This window comes from Streptomyces sp. NRRL F-5135 (genome assembly GCF_000719775.1).
Classification (GTDB): domain Bacteria; phylum Actinomycetota; class Actinomycetes; order Streptomycetales; family Streptomycetaceae; genus Streptomyces; species Streptomyces hebeiensis.
Genome location: NZ_JOHR01000003.1, coordinates 168,952 through 184,679 on the forward strand (window position 1 = coordinate 168,952; position 15,728 = coordinate 184,679).

Below are 15,728 nucleotides of genomic sequence, written 5' to 3' on the forward strand. Positions count from 1 at the left end.
CGGGGCGGACGTTGCTCGGCCCCGGGCTCTCCCTCCGGTCCGTGGCGCGCGGGCGCGTGTGCCGCGGACCGGACGGGCCGGACCTCCGCCGCGGGTCGCCGTGACCGGCCGCCGCCCGCCGGCGCACGCGCCGCTCGCCCCGGAGCGCGAGAGCGGTTCCGGGGCCGGGAACCGGTCAGGCCGGGCGTCGTCCTTCCTGGGGAGCGGTGCGGAGAACGCTCTCGGGAAGCGTGAGGTTCCATCCGGTGATCACCGGACGGCCGTGCTCCGTACCGAGCCGGGACAAGGTTCCGGTGGCCAGCTGGAAGAGCGCCCCCGCGGCCGGGGCCAGCCCCAGATAGCGGGCGGTCAGGACGCGCAGGAAATGGCCGTGCGAAACGAGGGCGACGTCGCCCTCGCCCCTGTCGAGCGCCGACAGCGCCGCGGCGAGCACCCGGTCGGCGCGGCGGCCGACCTCCGCCGGGCTCTCGCCCGCCGCGTCGGCACCCGGCACCGCACCGTCGGTCCACAGGTCCCAGTCCGGGCGCGTGCGGTGGATCTCGTCCGTCGTGACGCCCTCGTAGCCGCCGTAGTCCCACTCGCGCAGCCCGGGCTCGGTCCGCGGCGCGTCGAGACCGGCCAGTTCCGCGGTGCGCCGGGCCCGGGCCATGGGGCTGACCAGGGTGAGCGCGATGCGGTGCGCGCGCAGCAGCGGGACCAGGGAGCGGGCCTGGTGCTCGCCGTGCTCGGTCATCGGCAGGTCGGTGTGGCTGGTGTGCTGACCGGACCGGGACCACGCGGTCTCGCCGTGCCGCACCAGGATCAACTCGCCCATGGGATCAGTCCGTTCCCTGCTCCGTGTGAACCGCCGTGGTGACCTTCCCCCGGCGGCGGTGGGGACCCGCCGGGGGCACCAAGGTCAGTGTCTCCCCATCCGGCGCCGGTGACCCGGTGAGGCGGGCAGACCTCGTTTACGTTGGTGGCAGGCGGTGGACCCCGAGCGTCCCGGGCCCGGGCACCGGGAAAACGTCGAGCGAGAGAAGAGGAACACCACCATGGCTTCCGTCCCTCACATCGTGCTCAACAACGGCGTCAAGATTCCGCAGCTCGGCTTCGGTGTCTTCCAGGTCGCACCGGACCGGACCACCGACACGGTCCTGGCCGCGCTGGAGGCCGGTTACCGGAGCGTCGACACGGCAGCCGCCTACGGCAACGAGGAGGGCGTGGGCCGCGCGCTCGCCGGCTCGGGCCTGCCCCGCGAGGAGCTGTTCGTCACCACGAAGCTCTGGAACGACGCGCAGGGCTACGACTCGGCTCTCGCCGCGTTCGACACCAGCCTGCGCAGGCTCGGCCTGGATCACGTGGATCTCTACCTCGTCCACTGGCCCACGCCGGCGCGCGACCGCTACGTGGACACCTGGCGCGCGCTGGAGACGCTGCTGGCCGACGGCCGGGCCCGCGCCATCGGTGTGTCCAACTTCCAGGCCCCGCACCTCCAGCGGATCCTGGACGAGACCTCGGTGGTCCCGGCCGTGAACCAGATCGAACTGCACCCCGCCTTCCAGCAGGCGGAACTGCGGGACTTCCACGCCCAGCACGACATCGCGACCGAGGCATGGAGCCCGCTGGCGCAGGGCGCGCTGCTCCAGGACGAGGCGATCGTCGAGGTCGCCGCCCGCCACGAGAAGACGCCGGCGCAGATCGTGCTGCGCTGGCACCTCCAGCTCGGGAACGTCGTCATCCCCAAGTCCGCCACGCCCGCGCGCATCCGGGAGAACATCGACGTCTTCGACTTCGCGCTCTCGGAGAGCGACATGGCGGCGATCAGCACGCTCGACCAGGGCCGGCGCACCGGCCCGGACCCCGACACGTTCAACTGATACGGGGCACGGGGCACGGGCCGCCCCGGCGTCCGGCGGTCGGCCAGGCTTCAACGGCGGAGTCGCCGACGGGTCGGGCCGTCGCTCAGACGACGCCGGTGGGCTCCGCCTCGGTCAGCGCGATCAGCCTCTGCCGCACGGCTTCCCGAACCGGCTCGGGCAGACGGTCGCCGCTGGTGGCCGTGTACAGCCACAGCCCGTCGACGGCCAACTGCGCCAGGAACAGGTCGATGTCCCGCGGTTCGGTCGATCGTGCCGGCGCGGCCCAGCGGCTCAGCATGTCGCTCCACACCTGCGCCAGTTCCGGGCGGCTCACAGACTCGATCATGAACGTGAGATCCGCCTTGCTCGCCCCGGCCTCGGCGCCCACCCGTACGTACGCGGCGACGGTCTCGCGCGGCGAGGCCTCTTCGAGGGGTTTGCCGAGCTCGGCCGCCAGCTGCTCCTCCCACGCCCCGGTCAGCTGCCGCTGGATCGCCAGCAGCAGCTCCTCCCGGGTGCGGAAGTGGTACATCAGCCCGCCCTTGGTCACGCCGGCCTCCTCGGCCGCCGACTCCAGCGTCAGGCTGGTGATTCCTCCACGCTCCGTGACACGGATCGCCGCATCCAGGATCAGGTTCCTCGAACTCGGTCGCATCGCCAAACTGTACCATTCGGAAGGTTTGCTTCGGACGGGACCGGTTCCGGCGTCACCGCCCGGCGGCCCGCCCCTGACCTGGCCCGGGGCGAGCCGCCGGGACCGCTCATCGGGCGCCGTCGAGCGTGTGCCCAGGGCCCTGACGCCGTGCCGCGGGCGTCCTACCGGCTTTCGTCCTCCGGGTTCCAGTCCAGCAGGCGCACCTTCGCGACCGTACGCACATGCCGGCGCATCGCGGTGGCCGCCGCCTTGCCCTGCCTGGCCGCGATCGCGTCCAGGATCGCCCGGTGCTGGGCCAGCGACCGCCCGGGGCGGCCCGGTTGACGCAGGGATTCCGTGCGGCTCTCGGCGATCTGCTCCGAGATCGACCGCATGAACTCCGCGAGCAGCGCGCTGTGCGCGGCAGCCGTCACCGCGGCGTGGAACAGCCGGTCGCCCTCCACGCCCAGGCCGCCCGCCTCGATCTCGTCGGCCATGTGGCGCAGCGCGTCGCGCAGCGCCGCCAGATCCTCTTCCGTGCGGCGTTCCGCGGCGAGTTCGGCCAGCTTGGTCTCCAGCGCCTCGCGGGCCTCCAGTACGTCGGGGAGCCGGCGTCTGCGCTCCACCAGTCGCTCGACCGGCTCGGGTTCGAGGCTGTTCCCGGTGAGGTAGGTGCCGCCGCCGTGCCGCACCTCGACCAGGCCCTGTACCTCCAGCACCACGATCGCCTGCTTGACCGAGGCCCGGCTGACGCCGAGCCGCTGGGCCAGCTCCCGCTCGGGTGGCAGCCGGTCGCCCGCGGCCAGGTCCGCCTCGGCGACATAGCTGCGCAGCCGGTCGAGCACCTGCTCGTACAGCCGTTGCCGGGCCATCGGCCGCAACGCGTCGGACATCCGGACCCCCAATCCCTGACCGGACGCTTGACCGGTTTCTCCCGATGCCTGTGACCGGCAGCCTAGTGCCCCTCCCGGCGAGAGCACCGGCCGGTCAGGTGGCTGAGCCAATTCTGTCCGATCCCTTGACGGTCGGAGAAGCCTCCGTTCACTGTGGTTCAGCCACTTGGCCAGTCGTATTCGGCCAGCCTCAGGGACCCAGGACGGGAGCCCCGCCATGTCCGCCGAACTGATCTCGATCCTCGTGCTGGTGGTGGTCTTCGTGATCGCCACCACCCGCTCCATCAACATGGGCGCTCTCGCCTTCGCCGCCGCCTTCGGCGTCGGCCAGCTGGTCGCCGGCCTCGACGCGGACGGCATCTTCGCCGGTTTCCCCGGCGATCTGTTCGTGGTCCTCGTCGGGGTCACGTACCTGTTCGCGATCGCGCGTGCCAACGGCACCACGGACTGGCTGGTCCATGCCGCGATCCGGTTGGTGCGCGGCCGGATCGCGCTGATCCCATGGGTGATGTTCGCGGTCGCCGGTGTGCTGACCGGCATCGGTGCCGTCTCCCCGGCGGCCGTGGCGATCGTCGCGCCCATCGCCCTGAGCTTCGCCGCGCGGCACGGGATCAGCCCGCTGCTGATGGGCGCGATGGTGGTGCACGGAGCGCAGGGCGGCGGATTCTCGCCGATCAGCATCTACGGTTCCATCGTCAACGGCATCGTGGCCCGCGAGAAGCTGCCCGGCAGCGAGCTGACCCTGTTCCTCGCCTCCCTCGTGGCCAACGTGCTGATAGCCGGTGTCGTCTTCGTCCTGTGCGGCGGGCTCAAACTCTCCTCCCGACAGGACGGGGCGAAGCGGCGGACCGTGGGCACCGCGGGTGAGGGAGGCCGGCCGGAGGCCGACCGGCCGGAGACCGACCGACCCGAGGCCGAACGGCTCACTCCCGCGCGGATCGCCACCCTGGGCGCGCTGGTGGCGCTCGTCGTCGCCGTCCTCGGCTTCGACCTCGACGCGGGGCTGTCGTCCGTCACCCTCGCCGTCCTGCTCAGCGCGTTCTGGCCGGACACCAGCCGCAAGGCCGTCAGCCAGATCGCCTGGCCGACCGTGCTGCTCATCTGCGGTGTCCTGACCTACGTCGGTGTCCTGGAGGAGATGGGCACCATCGACTACGCGGGCGACGCCGTCAGCGACATCGGTGTCCCGCTCCTCGCCGCCGTCCTGCTCTGCTACATCGGCGCCCTCGTCTCCGCCTTCGCCTCCTCCGTCGGCATCATGGGCGCGCTCATCCCGCTGGCCGTGCCGTTCCTCGCCCAGGGGGAGATCGGCGCCGTCGGGATGGTCGCGGCACTCGCCATCTCCGCGACCGTCGTCGACGTGAGCCCCTTCTCCACCAACGGCGCCCTGGTCCTGGCCGCCGCGCCGGACGTGGACCGCGAGCGGTTCTTCCGGCAGTTGATGGTGTACGGGGGGATCGTGGTGGCGGCGGTGCCCGCCGCCGTCTGGCTCGTCCTGGTCGTGCCAGGCTTCGGGTAACGGCTGATGCCGACCGTTCGGACTCGTCCATCGCGCCCCCGGCGTCCACAGCAAGGAGAACGACGCGTGTCCCCTCTCTTCCCGGCTCTCGCCGCACGCTCCGACCGGCCCGCCCTCAGGTTCGGCGACCGTACGCTCAGCCACGCGGAGCTGGCCGACGCGGCCGGCGCGCTCGCCACCCGTGTCGCCGGGGCGCGGCGGATCGCGGTCTGGGCCACGCCCACGCTCGGTACGGCGGTCGGAGTGGTGGCCGCGCTGCTGGCCGGAGTGCCCGTCGTGCCGGTCAACCCCAAGAGCGGCACACGGGAGCTGGCCCATATCGTCGCGGACAGCGCCCCCGACCTCGTCGTCGCGGAACCGGACGCGGTGCTCCCGCCGGAACTCGCCGCGCTGCCCCGGGTGGCCGCGACGGCGCAGGGGGCCGGGCGGCCCGGGGGCGTTCCTGTGCCCCTGCCGCCCGAGCCGTCCCCGTCGGCGCCCGCACTGATCGTCTACACCTCCGGCACCACCGGCCCGCCCAAGGGCGCCGTCCTCCCGCGCCGCGCCGTCGCCGCCACGCTGGACGCCCTGGAGGACGCCTGGCAGTGGACCGCCGACGACGTGCTGGTGCACGCCCTGCCCCTCTTCCACGTCCACGGACTGATCCTCGGCGTCCTCGGCCCGCTGCGCCGGGGCGGTTCGGTACGTCACCTGGGCCGGTTCGACACCGAGGCCGTCGCCCGGGAACTGACGGCGGGGGCCACGATGTTCTTCGGTGTGCCGACCATGTACCACCGGGTCGCCGAGGCGCTTCCCGGCGACCCGGCGCTGGCGAAGGCCCTGGCCGGCGCCCGGCTGCTCGTCTCCGGATCCGCCGCCCTGCCGGTCCACGACCACCGGCGGATCGCCGAGGCGACCGGGCGCCGGGTCATCGAGCGGTACGGCATGACGGAGACCCTGATGAACACCAGCGTGCGCGTGGACGGCGAACCGCGCGCCGGCACGGTCGGCGTACCGCTCAAGGGCGTCGAGCTGCGGCTGGTGGACGAGTCGGACGCGGCCGTCGAGGCGTACGACGGCGAGACGGTCGGCGAGATCCAGGTGCGCGGCCCGAACCTCTTCACCGAGTACCTGAACCGCCCCGACGCGACCGAGGCGGCCTTCGTCGACGGTTGGTTCCGCACCGGGGACATGGCCGTACGCGACCCCGACGGCCAGGTCCGCATCGTCGGCCGCAAGGCCACCGACCTGATCAAGAGCGGCGGCTACAAGATCGGCGCCGGGGAGATCGAGAACGTCCTCCTGGAGCACCCGGGCGTACGGGAGGCGGCCGTGACCGGTGAGCCCGATCCGGATCTCGGGGAGCGCGTCGTCGCCTGGATCGTTCCCGCGCGTGCCGAGGAACCGCCGTCCGCCGAGGAGTTGGCCGACCACGTGGCCGCGCAGCTCGCCGCCCACAAGCGGCCCCGCACCGTGCGCTACCTCCAGGCCCTGCCGCGCAACGACATGGGCAAGATCATGAAGCGGGCCCTCCATGCCTGAGCGGCTGAGCGCGCGCGAGGCGGTCGCGGCCCTCGCCGAACCCGGCACCTTCGCCGAACTGCCCGCGCCTGACGGAGTGACGGCCGGCGCGGCGGACGAGGCGCCGGACGGGCCGCTCGGCTGGCCGGGGTACGACGCGGTGCGCGCCCGGGCCCGGGCACGCACCGGCGAGGAGGAGTCCGTCGTCTGCGGCACCGCGCGCGTGGGCACGACACGGGCGGTCCTGATCTCCTTCGAGTTCGGTTTTCTCGGCGGCTCGCTGGGAGAACGGACGGGGGACCGCCTGGTGGCCGCGCACCGCCACGCACGCGCCCAGGGGCTGCCGGTCGTCTCACTGATCGCCACCGGCGGCAGCCGGATGCAGGAAGGCATGCGCGCGCTGCTCCAGCTCCAGCGCGTGGCGGGGGAGTCCGCGCTGACCCGGGCGCGGGGGCTGCCCCAGCTGGCGGTGGTGCGCGATCCCACGACCGGGGGCGGCTGGGCCACGCTGGGCGCGGGCGCCGATGTCGTGCTCGCGCTGCCCGACGCCCAGATCGGCTTCGCGGGCTCGCGCGTACGGCCGGCGGACGCGGACCCGTACGCGTACACCGCGCGGGCGCAGTTCGCCGCCGGACAGGTCGACGCGCTGGTGGACCCGGACGAACTGGGTACGACCGTGGGGCGCTGGCTGACGCTCCTGACGGCGGGCGGAGGAGGGGACCGTGCTGCTTCGTACGCGACGCCCCTGAGCGGCCCGGCCGGAGAGCCCCTGCCCCTGCCACCACCCGCCGGGCTCGGCCTCGGCGGTACGCCCGCCACCGGCTGGCAGGCGGTGCTCCGCGCCCGGTCACCCGATCGGCCCCGGGCCCCCGCCTACCTCGACGCCTACCTCGAACAGCGCGCGGAGATCACCGGGGACCGCTGCGGCGGCAGGGATCCCGGCATGCTGTGCGGCTTCGGACTGCGCGGGGGACGGCCCGTCGCGTACGCGGCCCAGGCCGGCACCGCCACCCTCCCGGCGGGGTACCGCACCGCCGCCCGGCTGGTCCGGCTCGCCGACCGGCTGGGCATCCCGGTCCTCACCCTGGTCGACACGCCGGGCGCGGCCAATGACGCGGAGGCGGAGCGCTCGGGCGCGGGCGCGGCGATCGCGGATCTCTTCCAGGCCGTGGCCACCGCCCGGGTGCCGCTGACCACCCTCGTGATCGGCGAGGGCGGTTCGGGTGGCGCCCTCGCCCTGTCCGCCCCGGGCAACACCTGGGTCACCGCCGACAGCTACTTCTCCGTCATCGCCCCGGAACCCGCCACGGCGATCCTCAAACGCCCCGTCGAGGAGACCCGGGAGGTGGCCGGCCGGCTCCGGCTGCGCCCGCAGGACCTCGTGGACCTCGGGGTGGTGCGCGGGATCGTGCCGACGGCCGGGGCCCGCTCGTAACCCCCGCCCGCCCATCCTCTCCGCTCCCTGCCTTCCCGCCCTTGGCCGCCGTTTCCCGCCCCTTCCCGTACTGCTTGTGTCCTGCCGCGTCACACCCGCGCCGCGTGCGCCGTCGGACCCCCTCGGGTCGCGAGGGCCGGGCGCCGCTGCGAGATTGGTCGCGTCGGGCGCAGCGCCTACGGCTTGGGAGCGGGAAGGGGAGCGGCGTGCACGTGTGCGTACGGGGCGAGCCGGGACCCTTGCGACGCGCCCCGGCGGGAAAACCATGGTGAGCGGGCTCCTGGACACGCTGCCGGCCGCCCAGCGCGGCCTGCTCAGACCCGCCGCGCCCGGCGACGAACTCGCCACGCCGCCCATGCTCGCCGTCCTCAGCGACCGGCGGGTCTTCGGGGCGGACTGGCTCTTCGAGCGGAAGCTCGACGGCGTCCGGGCGCTGGGCGCGCGCCACGAGGACCGCACGCGGTTGCTGTCCCGCACCGGACGTGCCATGCAGACCACCTATCCAGAGATCATCGACGCGCTGAGCGCCCAGGAGTGCCGGGACTTCACCGTCGACGGTGAGATCGTCGCGTACGCGCGCGGGCGGACCGACTTCGCCCTGCTCCAGCGGCGCATGCAGATCACCGACGCGGCGCGGGCGCGCGCCAGCGGGGTCGCGGTGACGTACTACCTCTTCGACCTGCTGCGCCTGGACGGTTACGACCTCACCCGGCTGCCGCTGCGCACACGCAAGTCGCTGCTCCGCCGCGCCGTGGCCTTCCGTGCTCCCCTCCGCTTCACGCCGCACCGCAACGAGGGCGGACAGGAGCAACTGGACGCGGCCTGCGCGCGCGGCTGGGAGGGGCTGATCGCCAAGCGGGCAGGGGGCCGCTACGTCCGCCGGCGTTCCCCGGACTGGCTGAAGCTCAAGTGCGCCCGAGGACAGGAGTTCGTCGTCGGAGGCTTCACCGAACCGGCGGGGGCCGGCGGCCGGATCGGCTTCGGCGCGCTGCTCGTCGGCACGTACGAGGAGGGTCGGCTGCGGTACGCGGGCAAGGTCGGCACCGGCTTCGACCGGGCGGCGCTGGTGGGACTGCGCGGCACCCTCGACGGTCTGGCCGCCCCCCGTTCCCCGTTCGCCGACCGGGTGCGCGAGCCGCGCCCGCACTGGGTCCGGCCGGAACTCGTCGTCCAGGTCGCCTTCACGGAGTGGACGCGGGACGGCATGCTGCGGCATCCCCGGTTCCTCGGTCCGCGCGACGACAAGCGGCCCGAACAGGTGGTCAGGGAGGAACCGGAGCCCGGCTGACCGTGGGCCCGCCTGCTCCGCTCACGCTCCGGAACGCGCCGTCGTCCCTCCACGCGGCGATACCGCGTTCGCCGCGTGCCACGGCGCGGCTCCGGCACCTCTTGCCGATTCGGCAACAAAAGTCGCCGGGGCGTGAGCGGCGTTCGCATGCTGGGGCCCGAACACGTCGCGCGCCGCTGTTCCAAAGCGCCGACGACCTCGCGCAAGGAGCAACCGATGCAGCAGCCCGCCGTCACCCCCGCGCCGACCGCGCCGACCGCGCCGACCGCGCCCACCGAGCCGACTGTCCCGGAAGCCCGGCACCGGCTGGTGGACGTCCCCGGAGGCCGCATCCATCTGGTGGAGCAGGGCACCGGGCCGCTGGTGCTCCTGGTGCACGGGTTCCCCGAGTCGTGGTACTCCTGGCGCCACCAGCTCCCGGCCCTCGCCGCCGCGGGCTTTCGCGCGGTGGCCGTCGACGTGCGCGGGTACGGGCGTTCGGCCAAGCCCCGTGCGGTGGACGCGTACCGGATGCTGGCCCATGTCGCCGACAACGTCGGTGTCGTGAGCGCGCTCGGAGCCACGACCGCGACGGTCGTGGGACACGACTGGGGTTCGCCCATCGCCGCCAACTCGGCGCTGCTGCGGCCGGACGTCTTCACCGCCGTCGGGCTCCTGAGCGTGCCGTACGCGCCGCGCGCCGGGGCCCGGCCGAGCGACGCTTTCGCGAGGGCCGGCGGTGACGACGAGTTCTACGTGAGCTACTTCCAGGAGCCGGGCCGGGCGGAGGCGGAGATCGAGCCCGATGTGCGCGCGTGGCTGGCCGGTTTCTACACCGGGATCTCGGGCGACACCATGCCGGAGGGCGGCGAGGGGGCGCTGTTCTTCGTGCCGAGGGGCGGGAAGATGGCCGACCGCTTCCCGGCCCGGGGCACCGCGTTGCCGTCCTGGCTCTCCGAGGCCGATCTCGACGTCTACGCCGGTGAGTTCGAGCGTACCGGTCTCACCGGGGCCCTGGCCCGTTACCGCAACGTCGACCGGGACTGGGAGGACCTGGCAGCCTGGCACGGTGCGCCGATCACCCAGCCGTCGCTGTTCATCGGCGGCACGCGGGACGCCTCCACCACATGGATGGGGGACGCGATCGCGGCCTATCCGACCACCCTGCCCGGGCTGGTGTCCTCCCACCTCCTCGAGGGGTGTGGACACTGGGTCCAGCAGGAGCGGGCCGAGGAGGTCAACCGCATCCTGGTGGACTGGCTGCGGGCCCTGCCCGCGACCCCGGACACTCCGACACCGGCGATCTGAGGGCCGGTTGGAGCCGCCGCGCCGGTCCATGCCGGCAAGGATTCTCATGGGCCTCTTATCGCTTGTTAAGAGAGTGTGTTTAGGCTGAGGCCGTGACGCATACGACTCCGCCCGGCTGGTATCCCGACCCGGGTCACTCAGGTGACGGTCCCCGCCAGGAACGGTGGTGGGACGGATCGGTCTGGACCGACGAACTGCGCGCTTCCGCCCCCGCCGCCTCCGCCGCGTGGGGACCGCCCGCCCCGCCGCCCTACCCGCCGTCCCCGCCGGGGTCTCCGGGCGGGCGCGGGCGCCGGGTCGCCGTCGGCGTCATCGCCTCCGTGGTGGTGCTGGCCGTCGCGGGCGGGTTCTATCTGCTCGGGCAGGGCACGGACGGCAACGGCCCGGCGGCCGAGGCCCGTTCGGGCGCCTCAGCGGCCCCGTCGCGGCCGGGGCAGGAAGGCCAGGCCCCCGACGGCGGACAGCGGGAACCGGGCGGCCCGGACGGTGAGGGCGACTCGCCCGGACAGCCGCGGACCGAGGAGGGCTACGCCACCGACGCGGCCAGCGGCATAGCCATCCCCGTGCCGGACGGCTGGAAGGGCGAATCCGGCCCCGTCGGCGCCGGCGTGACCACCGGGACCTACGCCTGCCCCGGTGAGACGTCCCAGCAGTGCGTGCGCGGCGGGGTGTTCAGCGCGCCGGCCGCCGCGCTGAAGATCAAGGGAGCCACGGCGAAGGCGGCCGCCGAGCAGGACATCGAGGCCAACGCCGAGGAGTCCTACGGCGGCGACACCTACGGAGAGATCTCCTCGCACGAGGAGTTGAAGGCCGAGGAAGTCACCGTCGCCGGGCAGAAGGGCTACCTCGTGCGGTGGAAGGTCGTCACGGCCAAGGGGGACGACGGCTATGTCCAGTCGCTCGCCTTCCCCTCGCCCGCCACACCCCGGCTGATGGTCGTCGTGCGGTCCGGATTCGACGTGAACGACAAGGCGCCCGAGCTGTCGGTGATGGACGAGATCACCCGGGGCATCAAGGCCGCCGCGGGCGGCGGCGGAAGCGGCCGGGACGTGTGATTCCCGCCCGCCACGGGACGGGCGGGGCGGAGCGCGCGCGTCACTCGGAGACCGTGGCGGCCGGCGGCGTCCACCGGCGGGTGCGGGGCACCGCGCCGGACACGCCGTAGTCCTTCCTGAGCTGTTCGGGGATGGCGTAGTGCATGACACGTCCGCGGGTGAGCGAGGACAGCTCGAAGACGGTGGTGAGGTGACCGAGGCGGTCCAACGCCCAGGCGCCGAGGGGCGAGCGGTCCTCGACGCTCTCCAGTACGCCGAGAAGGTGGGGCACGGCCCTGACAAGGGTGTCCCACGCCGTGCGGGGCACCTGGAGCCAGTCGGCGCAGGTGTCTCCGACGAGGTGGCGAACGAGAGCGGATACGACCGGGTCGAAGAAGGTCCCGGGCACGACCTCCTCGTAGAGGTCGATGAGCTGCCGGGTCAGGCGCGTGCCCTCCTCGGAGGGCCCCATGTACCGCAGCATGTAGTCGTCCAGGAACCGGCGGGCATCCTCGAGAGTCCTGGGGACGGTGTCCTGGTCGATGCCCAGCATGGCACCGACCACACGCCAGGCGTAGTAATAGGATTCCGCCCCCTCCGTCGACATGTGGACACCCAGGCGGTGCAGGCTGTCCAGCACGAGCAAGGAGAAGAACATCTGTCCGCCGATCATGTCCTCCTGACAGATCGGCGTGCCGAGTGTCGCGGTGTCCCACCGGTTCTCAGCCGTGAGGTGGTGGCGGATGGAGGCATGCAGAAGACGGACCTTCTGGGCGGCGGGCACGAACCGGCCGCCTGCCTCGAACGCGTCGGGCCGCATCAGGTAGACGGTGAACTGACCCGTCTCCGCCATCCGTTTGGACGGATACTCCAGCCCGTGGGTGGTGGAGAGCAGCTTCGCCACGTGCGGGACGAGGTAGCAGGCGGGCATGGAGGCGAAGGACAGGGCGGTGGTGATGTGGACGTTGTTGTCGAGGAAGAACAGCCGTGCCTTCTCCATCTCGCCCCAGTCGACCCAGGCCGGCGGGGCGCTCGTGACCTCGAGGTACTCCCGGGCGACATCGGGCAGCCCCTCCGGCAGGGGAGCGCCGGAGGTGGAGACGTAGCGCATCAGGGTGTTGAACGTGCCCACCTCCCCGCGTTCGAAGAGTGCGGCGACCGTGGCATCGGCGAGCTCGTCACCGGCCTGCCGGAGGGCGTCCATCGATGTGTCGGTGCGGTTCATGCGGGGTTCCTTGTCATCCAAGGGAGTTGTCATCCACGGGAGTTGTTGTCCACGAAGGGCGGGTGAGACGGCGGGGCGGGTGAGACGGCGGGAGGGGACGGCGCGGACCCGCGCCAGGCTGGCGCGCGGGTCAGGACGGACGGACCGTCGCCGCGTGTGCCAGCGAGGTCAGGGCGATGGCGGCGTGCGTGGGTACGGCCAGCTCGTGCAGAGCGTCGAGTGCTTCCTCGACCCGTGCCGCGATCATGTCCTCGACGCGGTCGGGCGCCTTCAGCCGTCGCATCACCTCGCGCACCGCGTGCAGGTCCTCTCCGTCCGGATCGCGGCGGCCCAGGAGAGCGCGCAGTCGCGCCCGCTCATCGGCACCGGCGACCCGCCAGGCCTCGGCCAGCAGGGCCGTGGGCCGGTGGCCGCGTATGTCGTCGGTGTTGGCCTTGCCCGTCCGTTCCGGGTTTCCGAACAGGCCGAGCAGGTCGTCCCGCAACTGGAACGCCTCGCCGAGCGGCAGCCCGTACGCGGAGTAGCCCTCGCGTAGCCGATCGTCGGCCCCCGCCAGGGCCCCGCCGATCAGCAGAGGCTGTTCGACGGTGTACTTGGCCGTCTTGTACCGGATCACCTTCAGCGAGTCCGTGGTGTCCGGATCGGCCCCCGTGCGCAGGATCTCCAGGCACTCACCCGCGATCAGCTCCCGGGCCAGTACCGACCACAAGGGACGAGCCCGCGCCAGGTACGCGGTGGGCAGACCGCTGGTGACGAACAGCTGCCCGGCCAGCGCCGTCAGCAGATCCCCCACCAGCATCGCCAGCGACCTGGCGGCGGTGGCACCACGCGGACGACGGCGTACGGCATCGCGCAGCGCGACGTGCGCGGTGGGCCGCCCGTGCCGCAACGGGCTGTCGTCGATGAGATCGTCGTGCACCACCGCGGCGGCGTGCACCAGCTCGAGCGAGGCCGCCGCCCGTACCAGCGCGTCGTTGTCCGGCTGCCCCACCGCGCGCCAGCCCCAGTAGCAGAACGCCGCGCGCAGCCGCTTGCCGTCCGCGACCGCGGCCCGAAGCTGTTCCGCCACCGGGTCCAGCACCGGGTCGATCGCGGCGAACTGCTCCGCCTCGCGGGCGACGAACGGGTGCAGCACCTCGTCGACGCGCGCCTTGAACGCGGCCGGCTCCCACCGTTCAGGCGCCATCGGAGGCCCGCCGAGCCAGGGCGTGCCGGGCGAGGACCTCCAGGTGCGCCGGGGGTACGGCGGCGTGCCGGTCCAGCACGAGCCGCCCCCGGGCCGTCAGTTCGCGCTCGGCCTCCGCCGCCAGTTCCGCGGCGTCCGAGCGGCGCAGCAGCTGCCGTACACCGCCCAGGGCCGAACCGAGCGTGCTCACCGCCAGATCGGCCAGCCCCGCCGCCAGCAGCACAGCCCGCTGGTCCGGACTTCCGCGCCGCCCCGCCTCTTGGGTCATGCCCTCTCCCCACCGCAGCACATCCACGCGGCACGCCACGCGCCGCTTCTCCCAGCGTTACGGCACACCGGGCGCGGCAGGGGAGGAAATCACCATCGAGTGATCGCCTCGCTCATCTGTGCGGATCGTGGCCGGCGGTCTTCGACGCCGGTGGCCGTCCGGGCGGGAACAGGTGTCCGGCTTCGGCTGATTCCTCCGGACCGGCGCTCGCTCCTACCCCTGTTCCCCCTTCAGGACATACAGTTCGGGCAGATTGACGACGACCGCCTCCTGCGTACTACGGGCGATCACCACCACGGCCTCGTCCTGGGGGCTCGGGTTCTCCTCGCGGTGGGGCACGTAGGGCGGTACGAAGATGTAGTCACCGGGTGAGGTGCGGATCCGGATCTCCTCCGCCGTACCACCGGAGTCGTCCAGGAAGACGAACTCCGGGTGCCCCTTGACCACGTGGATCGCCGTTTCCGAGGCGCCGTGGTGGTGGTTGGCCGACGCGGTGTCAGGGGCGACATGCGTCTGTCCCATCCAGATGCGCTCGGAGCCCACGCTGTTCCCGCTGATCGCCGCGAAGCGGCGCATCCCGCCGGTCTGGGCGGTGTCCCCGTCGAGGGCGTCCGCGCGGACGTGGTGCAGCCGGGCCCGCAGGGGCAGCGCGCTGTGCGGCGTACCGTCGTGGCCGTGGTCGTGGTCCGGCAGATCCGGGTGGAAGGCGTCCTTCCCGGCGTCGGCGGGGGAACAGGGCGCGGCGGCGGGCGTGGTGTCGGGCCGGTGCGGAGGCGTGCTGTGCGAAGCCATGGGACTCCTGCTCGTCGGGGCGCCGCGGGCGCGGGATCGCGGCCCCGACCGTAGAGAGTGCGGCGAATGGATGTCAAGATGTGTCCATTACCGCCGAGCTGGGAGTTTCCGGCTTTCCGGCGGTGTGCCCGGGGGCACTGACAGCGGTGCTGCCCCCGCGGGTCCGCACGGATTCGCGCGGGACCGATACGAGTCCGGGCGGGCCCGGCACGGGGAAACCCGGTCGGGCGTCCGGACGGTACTTCTTGAACGACGAACTCGAGGAGACGGTGCGCACATGCAGATCTCGGCGAAGGCGGACTACGCGGTACGGGCGCTGGTCGAGCTCGCCGCCGACAGCGGCCGGCCGCTGACCTGTGAGGGCATCGCGTCCGCGCAGGACATCCCGTTCCGCTTCCTCAAGTCGGTCTTCCGGGACCTGCGGCGCGCCGGGCTCGTCCGCAGCCAGCGGGGCTGTGAGGGCGGTTACTGGATCGGCCGGGACCCGGCCGCGATCAGTGTGGCCGAGGTGATGACCGCGGTCGACGGGGAGTTCCTCACGCTGCGCGGCGCGTCACCGGAGACGCTGCGGTACCCGGGCGCGGCCCGCGGACTGCCGGACCTGTGGCACGCGGCCGGGGCGGCGGCGCGGTCGGTGCTCGACGGGACGACCATCGCCGCCCTCGCGGCGGAGGCGTCCGCGGCGCCGGGGACGGCAGGGTCGACGGGGCCGACGGCCGCGATGGGGACGGCAGGGGCGCCGGGGGCGGCGCAGGCGGAAGCGGACGTGCGGGAGGCCGCCCCGGCGGCCGGGGCCGCCGCGCGCGGTGTCCTCCCGGCGGTGCCG

General features: G+C 73.2%; 14 protein-coding genes and 1 pseudogene. 8 read left to right on the forward strand and 7 right to left on the reverse strand.

Annotation, left to right across the window (positions count from 1 at the left end):
• Positions 1 to 175: 175 nt before the first annotated feature.
• On the reverse strand, positions 176 to 814 hold the full coding sequence (locus tag IG02_RS0106090; RefSeq protein WP_030742706.1) for a histidine phosphatase family protein: 639 nt from the start codon (positions 812 to 814) through the stop codon (positions 176 to 178).
• Between the two features lie 220 nt (positions 815 to 1,034).
• Here IG02_RS0106090 and IG02_RS0106095 point away from each other — a divergent pair, with 220 nt between their 5' ends.
• Positions 1,035 to 1,859 carry an aldo/keto reductase gene (locus IG02_RS0106095; RefSeq protein WP_030742708.1) on the forward strand — a complete coding sequence of 275 codons (825 nt, stop codon included), beginning with the start codon at positions 1,035 to 1,037 and terminating at the stop codon, positions 1,857 to 1,859.
• 85 nt (positions 1,860 to 1,944) lie between these two features.
• On the opposite strand, the gene IG02_RS0106100 is transcribed toward IG02_RS0106095, so the two are convergent.
• Together IG02_RS0106100 and IG02_RS0106105 are read right to left on the reverse strand one after the other, a co-directional pair.
• The gene (locus tag IG02_RS0106100; RefSeq protein ID WP_030742711.1) at positions 1,945 to 2,496 is read right to left on the reverse strand and encodes a TetR/AcrR family transcriptional regulator; all 552 of its coding nucleotides are present in this window, start codon (positions 2,494 to 2,496) and stop codon (positions 1,945 to 1,947) included.
• Positions 2,497 to 2,657: 161 nt separating this feature from the next.
• The gene (locus IG02_RS0106105; RefSeq protein ID WP_030742715.1) at positions 2,658 to 3,368 is read right to left on the reverse strand and encodes a FadR/GntR family transcriptional regulator; all 711 of its coding nucleotides are present in this window, start codon (positions 3,366 to 3,368) and stop codon (positions 2,658 to 2,660) included.
• A gap of 217 nt (positions 3,369 to 3,585) precedes the next feature.
• Between IG02_RS0106105 and IG02_RS0106110 the strand changes: the two genes are divergently transcribed.
• The 6 genes from IG02_RS0106110 to IG02_RS0106135 all read left to right on the forward strand — a co-directional run bounded on the left by IG02_RS0106110 (position 3,586) and on the right by IG02_RS0106135 (position 11,452).
• Positions 3,586 to 4,887: an SLC13 family permease gene (locus tag IG02_RS0106110; protein ID WP_030742717.1), complete on the forward strand. Its 1,302-nt coding sequence runs from the start codon at positions 3,586 to 3,588 to the stop codon at positions 4,885 to 4,887.
• Positions 4,888 to 4,953: 66 nt separating this feature from the next.
• The gene (locus IG02_RS0106115) at positions 4,954 to 6,408 is read left to right on the forward strand and encodes an acyl-CoA synthetase (RefSeq protein WP_030742720.1); all 1,455 of its coding nucleotides are present in this window, start codon (positions 4,954 to 4,956) and stop codon (positions 6,406 to 6,408) included.
• Positions 6,401 to 7,822: a carboxyl transferase domain-containing protein gene (locus IG02_RS0106120; protein WP_030742724.1), complete on the forward strand. Its 1,422-nt coding sequence runs from the start codon at positions 6,401 to 6,403 to the stop codon at positions 7,820 to 7,822. The genes IG02_RS0106115 and IG02_RS0106120 overlap by 8 nt, the downstream gene beginning before the upstream one ends.
• Before the next feature lie 268 nt (positions 7,823 to 8,090).
• Positions 8,091 to 9,110: a non-homologous end-joining DNA ligase gene (ligD, locus tag IG02_RS0106125; protein ID WP_030742726.1), complete on the forward strand. Its 1,020-nt coding sequence runs from the start codon at positions 8,091 to 8,093 to the stop codon at positions 9,108 to 9,110.
• A gap of 216 nt (positions 9,111 to 9,326) precedes the next feature.
• Positions 9,327 to 10,397, forward strand: a complete 1,071-nt coding sequence (locus IG02_RS0106130; protein ID WP_030742729.1) for an alpha/beta fold hydrolase — start codon at positions 9,327 to 9,329, stop codon at positions 10,395 to 10,397.
• 92 nt (positions 10,398 to 10,489) lie between these two features.
• A complete protein-coding gene (locus IG02_RS0106135; protein WP_030742736.1) occupies positions 10,490 to 11,452 on the forward strand; it encodes a DUF2510 domain-containing protein in 963 nt (320 codons plus the stop codon).
• Positions 11,453 to 11,492: 40 nt separating this feature from the next.
• Here IG02_RS0106135 and IG02_RS0106140 read toward each other — a convergent pair whose 3' ends face one another.
• From IG02_RS0106140 to IG02_RS0106155, 4 genes are all read right to left on the reverse strand, one after another.
• Positions 11,493 to 12,656, reverse strand: coding sequence for an oxygenase MpaB family protein (locus IG02_RS0106140; RefSeq protein ID WP_030742738.1), 1,164 nt, complete (start codon positions 12,654 to 12,656; stop codon positions 11,493 to 11,495).
• 130 nt (positions 12,657 to 12,786) lie between these two features.
• A complete protein-coding gene (locus IG02_RS0106145; protein WP_030742741.1) occupies positions 12,787 to 13,842 on the reverse strand; it encodes a polyprenyl synthetase family protein in 1,056 nt (351 codons plus the stop codon).
• Positions 13,832 to 14,110 (reverse strand): hypothetical protein, encoded by a 279-nt coding sequence (locus tag IG02_RS0106150; RefSeq protein WP_030742743.1) that lies wholly within the window; start codon positions 14,108 to 14,110, stop codon positions 13,832 to 13,834. The genes IG02_RS0106145 and IG02_RS0106150 overlap by 11 nt, the downstream gene beginning before the upstream one ends.
• A gap of 213 nt (positions 14,111 to 14,323) precedes the next feature.
• A complete protein-coding gene (locus IG02_RS0106155) occupies positions 14,324 to 14,902 on the reverse strand; it encodes a cupin domain-containing protein (protein ID WP_234314621.1) in 579 nt (192 codons plus the stop codon).
• A gap of 277 nt (positions 14,903 to 15,179) precedes the next feature.
• On the opposite strand from IG02_RS0106155, the pseudogene IG02_RS38825 reads away from it, so the two are divergent.
• A pseudogene (locus IG02_RS38825) lies at positions 15,180 to 15,608 on the forward strand (RrF2 family transcriptional regulator); the annotation flags it as partial.
• Positions 15,609 to 15,728: the final 120 nt, after the last annotated feature.

What these genes read in the sequence shown, in the direction of transcription:
- IG02_RS0106090 (WP_030742706.1), bottom strand. Translation starts at nt 814, where the DNA reads ATGGGCGAGTTGATCCTGGTGCGGCACGGCGAGACCGCGTGGTCCCGG.
- IG02_RS0106095 (WP_030742708.1), top strand. Translation starts at nt 1,035, where the DNA reads ATGGCTTCCGTCCCTCACATCGTGCTCAACAACGGCGTCAAGATTCCG.
- IG02_RS0106100 (WP_030742711.1), bottom strand. Translation starts at nt 2,496, where the DNA reads ATGCGACCGAGTTCGAGGAACCTGATCCTGGATGCGGCGATCCGTGTC.
- IG02_RS0106105 (WP_030742715.1), bottom strand. Translation starts at nt 3,368, where the DNA reads ATGTCCGACGCGTTGCGGCCGATGGCCCGGCAACGGCTGTACGAGCAG.
- IG02_RS0106110 (WP_030742717.1), top strand. Translation starts at nt 3,586, where the DNA reads ATGTCCGCCGAACTGATCTCGATCCTCGTGCTGGTGGTGGTCTTCGTG.
- IG02_RS0106120 (WP_030742724.1), top strand. Translation starts at nt 6,401, where the DNA reads ATGCCTGAGCGGCTGAGCGCGCGCGAGGCGGTCGCGGCCCTCGCCGAA.
- IG02_RS0106130 (WP_030742729.1), top strand. Translation starts at nt 9,327, where the DNA reads ATGCAGCAGCCCGCCGTCACCCCCGCGCCGACCGCGCCGACCGCGCCG.
- IG02_RS0106140 (WP_030742738.1), bottom strand. Translation starts at nt 12,656, where the DNA reads ATGAACCGCACCGACACATCGATGGACGCCCTCCGGCAGGCCGGTGAC.
- IG02_RS0106145 (WP_030742741.1), bottom strand. Translation starts at nt 13,842, where the DNA reads ATGGCGCCTGAACGGTGGGAGCCGGCCGCGTTCAAGGCGCGCGTCGAC.
- IG02_RS0106150 (WP_030742743.1), bottom strand. Translation starts at nt 14,110, where the DNA reads ATGACCCAAGAGGCGGGGCGGCGCGGAAGTCCGGACCAGCGGGCTGTG.
- IG02_RS0106155 (WP_234314621.1), bottom strand. Translation starts at nt 14,902, where the DNA reads ATGGCTTCGCACAGCACGCCTCCGCACCGGCCCGACACCACGCCCGCC.